The 7,005-nt window shown below is 72.2% G+C and carries 5 protein-coding genes; all 5 read left to right on the top strand.

The features are described from left to right. On the top strand, positions 1-785 hold a 785-nt coding region (gene mmuM / locus ACWGIU_RS03090; RefSeq protein WP_453701929.1), incomplete at its 5' end, for a homocysteine S-methyltransferase. Between the two features lie 59 nt (positions 786-844). Continuing rightward, on the top strand, positions 845-2,398 hold the full coding sequence (locus tag ACWGIU_RS03085; protein ID WP_453701928.1) for a 3' terminal RNA ribose 2'-O-methyltransferase Hen1: 1,554 nt from the start codon (positions 845-847) through the stop codon (positions 2,396-2,398). Next, the gene (locus ACWGIU_RS03080) at positions 2,395-4,950 is read left to right on the top strand and encodes a polynucleotide kinase-phosphatase (protein WP_453701927.1); all 2,556 of its coding nucleotides are present in this window, start codon (positions 2,395-2,397) and stop codon (positions 4,948-4,950) included. Before ACWGIU_RS03085 ends, ACWGIU_RS03080 begins: the two co-directional genes overlap by 4 nt. A gap of 224 nt (positions 4,951-5,174) precedes the next feature. Then, complete coding sequence (locus tag ACWGIU_RS03075; protein ID WP_453701926.1) at positions 5,175-5,642, top strand: hypothetical protein; 468 nt, start codon at positions 5,175-5,177, stop codon at positions 5,640-5,642. A 45-nt stretch (positions 5,643-5,687) separates the two neighbouring features. Beyond that, on the top strand, positions 5,688-6,914 hold the full coding sequence (locus ACWGIU_RS03070) for an arginine deiminase (RefSeq protein WP_301365636.1): 1,227 nt from the start codon (positions 5,688-5,690) through the stop codon (positions 6,912-6,914). The last annotated feature ends 91 nt before the right edge of the window (positions 6,915-7,005 follow it).

The following is a 7,005-nucleotide window of genomic DNA, read 5'->3' as shown; positions in this document are numbered from 1 at the left end:
TCGCCGAGCACCCGGCCCAGGTGGAGGCCGCCCACTCGGCGTACGCCCGGGCCGGCGCCCAGGTACTGATCACCGCCAGTTACCAGGTCGGCTACGAGGCCTTCGCCGCCCACGGCCACGACCGCGCCGAGACCACCGCCCTGCTGCGGCGGAGCGTGCGCCTGGCCGCCCGGGCGGCCGAGGTCACCGACCACGAGGTGTGGGTGGCCGCCTCCGTGGGCCCGTACGGAGCGGTGCTGGCGGACGGCTCCGAGTACCGCGGCCGGTACGGGCTCAGCGTGCGCGAGCTCGCCGCCTTCCACCGCCCCCGCATCGAGGCCCTCCTCGCCGCCGGCCCCGATGTCCTGGCCGTGGAGACGATCCCGGACACCGACGAGGCCGAGGCGCTGCTCACCGTGCTCGCGCAGACCGGCGCACCCGCCTGGCTCTCCTACACGGTGGCCGCCGGCCGCACACGGGCCGGACAGCCCCTCCACGAGGCCTTCGCGCTCGCCGCCGCCTCCCCGGAGGTCATCGCGGTCGGCGTCAACTGCTGCGATCCGGCCGATGTGCAGCCCGCCCTCGAAGCGGCGGCCGCCGTGACCGCCGCACCGCTGCTGGCCTACCCCAACGACGGCTCCGTCTGGAACGCCGCCACCCGCACCTGGCACACCCCCGAGGACCCCCTCCCCTGGCCCACACGGGCCTGGCAGCGCACCGGAGCCCGCCTCATCGGCGGTTGCTGCCGCATCGGCCCCGACCGGATCGCCGCCCTCGGAGCGCTGCTGCCGGACAGGCCGAAGTGAGCGGACGGTGCCGGAAAACCAGGGGCAGCCACGGGAGGTGACCAGCCATAATCGGTCGCGTGTTCCTGACGATCTCCACCACCGGCTGCCCTGAACGACCCGCTACCGACCTGGGCTACCTGCTGCACAAGCATCCCGGCAAGACGCAGGCGTTCTCCACCTCCCACGGCACCGCCCACGTGTTCTACCCCGAGGCCTCGGTCCAGCGGTGCACGGCGGCCCTGCTGCTGGAGGTGGACCCCGTCGCGCTCGTGCGGCGCGGCCGGGGCAAGGGCCGGGGCGGGGCGCCGGACGCCGCGCTCGCGCAGTACGTGAACGACCGGCCGTACGCCGCGTCCTCGCTGCTCGCCGTCGCGCTCAGCGGAGTGTTCCGTACCGCGCTCAAGGGGCAGTGCGCCGCCCGCCCGGAGCTGGCGGAGCAGGTCCGCCCGCTGCGCGTCGAGATCCCGGTGCTGCCCGCCCGTGGCGGGGCCGAGCTCGTGCACCGGCTGTTCGGCCCGCTCGGCTGGGACCTCGTACAGGCCGAGGCCGTACCGCTCGACGAGCAGTTCCCCGAGTGGGGGAACTCCCGCTACGTACGGCTCGTCCTGGAAGGTGAGCTGCGCCTCGCCGACGCGCTGCGCCAGCTCTACGTGCTGCTGCCGGTCCTCGACGACGCCAAGCACTACTGGATCTCGCAGGACGAGGTCGACAAGCTGCTGCGCGCAGGGGACGGCTGGCTCGCCGCCCACCCCGAGAACGGGCTGATCTCCTCCCGCTACCTGGCCCGCCACAAGCGGCTGACGCAGGACGCCATCGAGCGCCTGGAACTGGTCCGCCTCGCCGAGGCCGACGGCAGTGAGGTCGAGGAGCTCGACAACGCGGTGGACGAGACCCGGGACACCGAGGAGCGGCCCGTGCCGCTCGCCGTGCAGCGGCGCGAGGCGATCCTCTCCGTCCTGCGGGTCGCCGGCGCCCAGCGGGTGCTCGACCTCGGCTGTGGCCAGGGGCAGTTGCTCCAGGCGCTGCTGAAGGACCCGGCGTACTCGGAGATCGTCGGTATGGACGTGTCCGTGCGGGCCCTGCAGATCGCGGCCCGGCGGCTGCGGCTGGACCGGATGGGCGAGCGGCAGAGCGCGCGGCTGACACTCCTGCAGGGCTCGCTCGCGTACACCGACAAGCGGCTGGCGGGCTACGACGCGGCCGTGCTCAGCGAGGTCATCGAGCACCTGGACCCGGAGCGGCTGCCCGCGCTGGAGTACGCGGTCTTCGGCTCGGCCCGCCCCCGCACGGTCCTCGTCACCACCCCGAACGTCGAGTACAACGTGCGCTGGGAGACCCTGCCAGCCGGGCACGTCCGCCACGGCGACCACCGCTTCGAGTGGAACCGTGAGGAGTTCCGTGCCTGGGCCGACGAGGTCGCGCGGCGCCACGGCTACGGGGTCCGGTACGTGCCCGTCGGTGACGACGACTCCGAGGTCGGGCCGCCGACGCAGATGGCCGTCTTCACCCAGCTCGACGGCACCGGCACGACCACGACCGGCACGAACGACACGAGCGACACGAGCGACACCAGCGACTCCGACGACGCGACCGACACCACCGACACCCCGAAGGAGGGCGAGGCAGCATGACCAGCACCGAGACTCCCCGCACGCGCACACTTCCCGTCACCGACCTGTCCCTCGTCGTCCTGATCGGGGCCACCGGATCGGGCAAGTCCACCTTCGCCCGCAAGCACTTCAAGGCCACCGAGGTCATCTCCTCCGACTACTGCCGGGGCCTGGTCTCCGACGACGAGAACGACCAGAGCGCCAGCCGCGACGCCTTCGACGTCCTGCACTACATCGCGGGCAAGCGCCTCGCCGCCGGCCGCCTCACCGTCGTCGACGCCACCAGCGTCCAGGCCGACGCCCGCCGACAGCTTGTCCAGCTCGCCCGCGAGCACGACGTCCTGCCCATCGCCATCGTCCTGGACATGCCCGAGCAGGTCTGCGCCGAGCGCAACGCCGCCCGCCCCGACCGGGCAGGCCTGCCCCGCGCCGTCATCCAGCGGCACCGCCGCGACCTGCGGCGCTCGCTGCGCGGCCTGGAGCGCGAGGGCTTCCGCAAGGTCCACGTCCTGCGCTCCGTCGAGGAGGCCGAGACCGCCGAGGTGGTCCTGGAGAAGCGGTTCAACGACCTCACCCACCTCACCGGCCCCTTCGACATCGTCGGCGACATCCACGGCTGCTCCTCCGAACTGGAGACCCTGCTCGCCAAGCTCGGCTACGAGGACGGGGTCCACCCCGAGGGCCGCACCGCCGTCTTCGTCGGCGACCTCGTCGACCGCGGCCCCGACAGCCCCGCTGTGCTGCGCCGCGTCATGGGCATGGTGAAGTCCGGCAACGCCCTGTGCGTGCCCGGGAACCACGAGAACAAGCTCGGCCGTTATCTGAAGGGCTCCCAGGTCCAGCGGACCCACGGCCTCGCCGAGACCATCGAGCAGCTGGAGGGCGAGCCGGAGGAGTTCGTCGAGGAGGTGCGGGAGTTCATCCGCGGCCTCGTCAGCCACTACGTCCTCGACGGCGGCAAGCTGGTGGTCTGCCACGCCGGCCTGCCCGAGAAGTACCACGGCCGCACCTCCGGCCGGGTCCGCTCGCACGCCCTCTACGGCGAAACAACCGGCGAGACCGACGAGTTCGGCCTGCCTGTGCGCTACCCGTGGGCCGAGGACTACCGGGGCAAGGCCGTCGTGGTCTACGGCCACACCCCGGTTCCCGACACCACCTGGATCAACAACACCATCTGCCTCGACACCGGCGCCGTCTTCGGCGGCCGGATGACCGCCCTGCGCTGGCCCGAGCGCGAACTGGTCGACGTACCGGCCGAGAAGGTCTGGTACGAGCCGGTCAAGCCGCTCGTCGCCGAGGCGCCGGGCGGGCACGACGGCCGCCCGCTCGACCTGGCCGACGTGCACGGCCGCCGGGTCGTGGAGACCCGGCACCTGGGCAACGTCAACGTGCGCGAGGAGAACGCGGCGGCGGCCCTGGAGGTCATGAGCCGCTTCGCCGTGGACCCCCGTCTCGTGCCGTACCTGCCGCCGACCATGGCGCCCACGGCCACCTCCCGTGAGGACGGCTACCTGGAGCACCCGGCCGAGGCGTTCGCCCAGTACCGCAAGGACGGCATCGCCCAGGTGGTGTGCGAGGAGAAGCACATGGGCTCCCGCGCCACCGTCCTCGTCTGCAAGGACGCCGACGCGGCCCGGAGCCGCTTCGGGGTCGACGGCCCGACGGGCTCCGTCTACACCCGCACCGGGCGGCCCTTCTTCAAGGATCCGGAGGTCACCGAGGAGGTCCTCACCCGGCTGCGCTCGGCGGTCACCGACGCCGGTCTCTGGGAAGAGCTCGACACCGACTGGCTGCTGCTCGACGGGGAACTCCTGCCCTGGTCCCTGAAGTCCACCGGCCTGCTGCGCAACCAGTACGCCGCCGTCGGCGCGGCCTCCCGCGCCGTCTTCCCGGACGCCATCGCCGCCCTGGAGGCGGCCACCGCCCGGGGCGTCGACACCGCGGAGCTGCTGGAGCGCCAGCGCGGCCGGGTCGCCGACGCGGCCGCCTTCACCGACTCCTACCGGCGCTACTGCTGGACCACCGACGGGCTGGACGGCGTACGGTTCGCGCCGTTCCAGCTGCTGGCGGTGGCCGCGCGGTCGCTGGCCGCCGTGCCCCACGACGAGCAGCTGTTCTGGCTGGACCGGCTGGTCGCCGCCGACGAGGCGGCCGGTACCGGACTGCTCATCCGCACCGGCCGGATCCTGGTGGACACCGCGGACGAGGACTCCGTACGGGCCGGCACCGACTGGTGGCTGGAGCTGACGGCGGCCGGCGGCGAGGGCATGGTCGTCAAGCCGCTCCAGGCGTACGCCAAGGACGGCAGGGGCCGACTGGTCCAGCCCGGGGTCAAGGTGCGGGGACGCGAGTACCTGCGGATCATCTACGGCCCGGAGTACACCCGTCCGGACCACCTGGAGCGGCTGCGGGAGCGGTTCCTCGGGCACAAGCGCTCGCTCGCCCTGCGCGAGTACGCGCTCGGGCTGGAGGCACTGGACCGGCTGGCGGCCGACGAGCCGCTGTGGCGGGTCCACGAGGCGGTCTTCGCCGTGCTCTCGCTGGAGTCGGAGCCGGTCGACCCGCGCCTGTGAGCCGGCACCGCCGCGAGAGCGGGCCGCGTCAGCACGGCCCGTAAAGGGGTGGCCCCCGTACGGCCTCGAATTAGGTCGTATGGGGGAACTTTCGCGGGGAACTCCGGGAAAACCACCGCTGGGATCGTTCAACCAGGGCAGCGGAATGTCCGCGACCCTGGAAGGACGGAACGTCACCTATGAAGATGACCGCGCGCGGAAGCATTGCGGCCCTCATGACCTGTATGGCTGCGGCCGGTGCGGCCACCCCGGCCATGGCCCAGTCGGTGCCGGTCGGTGTCCCGCTGGACGCCGTGAAGACCACGCTGGGCGTGGACACCCCGCGCGTGGGCACCGGCGTGCCGGTGCCGGTCGTGGGAGCGCCCGAGTCGCCCCGCTTCCACAAGGGGAACATGCTCCCGACCCCACTGCTCCCGTCGGTCCCGATCGGCACCGAGCTCGGCAGCACCCTCGTCACCTCCCCGGTGCCGAACCTGCTGGGCAAGCCGGAGACGGACGGCGAGGGCTCCGTCCAGGCGCCGGCCACCGACCTGCTCGCCCGGACCCCCGGCCTGGTCGCCGGCGGTCTCCTGACGATGCCGGACGCCTCCAACTCCGGGCTGCCGAACCTGACCACGCCCGAACTGGGCCTGACCACCCCGGAGCTCACCGGCGCCCCCTCGGCGCTTCTCGGCCTCGCCGGCCCTCGCTGAGCGGACGCCACTCAAAAAGCCGTTCGGTCTGGGAATGTGTACGGCATGGGATTCCATGTCGACTCCGAGACCGGGCGGCTTCGCCGCGTCATCCTCCACCGGCCCGACCTGGAGCTGAAGCGGCTCACACCGAGCAACAAGGACGCGCTCCTCTTCGACGACGTGCTGTGGGTGCGCCGGGCCCGCCAGGAGCACGACGGCTTCGCGGACGTGCTGCGCGACCGGGGCGTGGAGGTCCACCTCTTCGGTGACCTCCTGTGCGAGGCCCTCGACATCCCGGAGGCGAGACACCTCGTACTGGACCGGGTCTTCGACGAGAAGGAGTACGGGCCGCTCGCCACCGACCATCTCCGGTCGGTGTTCGACGGGCTGACCTCGGCCGAGCTGGCGGAGGCGCTGGTCGGCGGGATGACCAAGCGGGAGTTCCTGGAGCGGCACGCCGAGCCGGTGTCGGTGCGCTTCCACGCACTGGACCTGGACGGTTTCCTCCTGGGCCCCCTGCCCAACCACCTCTTCACCCGCGACACCTCCGCCTGGATCTACGACGGGGTGTCCATCAACGCGATGCGCTGGCCCGCCCGGCAGCGCGAGACGGTCCACTTCGAGGCGATCTACAAGCACCACCCGCTCTTCACCACTTCCGGAGCCTTCCACTACTGGTCGCAGGGGCAGGCGGACTATCCCTCGACGATCGAGGGTGGGGACGTCCTGGTCATCGGCAACGGGGCGGTGCTGATCGGGATGAGCGAGCGCACCACTCCGCAGGCGGTGGAGATGCTGGCACGCGGCCTGTTCGCCGCCGGTTCGGCGACGTCCATCGTGGCGCTCGACATGCCGAAGTCGCGGGCCTTCATGCACCTGGACACGGTGATGACCATGGTCGACGGAGATACGTTCACTCAGTACGCCGGACTCGGGATGCTCCCCTCCTACACGATCGAGCCGGGCGGCGGTCCGCAGGAGCTGAAGGTGACCGACCACCCGGAGGACCACATGCACCGGGCCATCGCGGGGGCGCTCGGTCTGGACTCGATCCGGGTGCTGACCGCGACGCAGGACGTGCACTCGGCGGAGCGCGAGCAGTGGGACGACGGGTGCAACGTGCTGGCCGTGGAGCCGGGGGTGGTGGTCGCCTACGAGCGGAACGTGACGACCAACACGCACCTGCGCAAGATGGGCATCGAGGTGATCGAGATCCCGGGCAGCGAGCTGGGCCGGGGCCGGGGCGGTCCGCGCTGCATGAGCTGTCCCGTCGAGCGGGACGCGGTCTGAGGCGGCCGGGCGGGGGCCGGGCCGGCGGGAAGTTCCAGGCCCCGCTCCGTATATCGATACGGAGCATCGTATAGACTTCCAGCATCCCCTG

The organism is Streptomyces sp. NPDC054840, assembly GCF_053611065.1.
The sequence above is the reverse complement of the archived record's forward strand: the minus strand, read 5'-3'. Positions and strand labels throughout refer to the sequence as shown.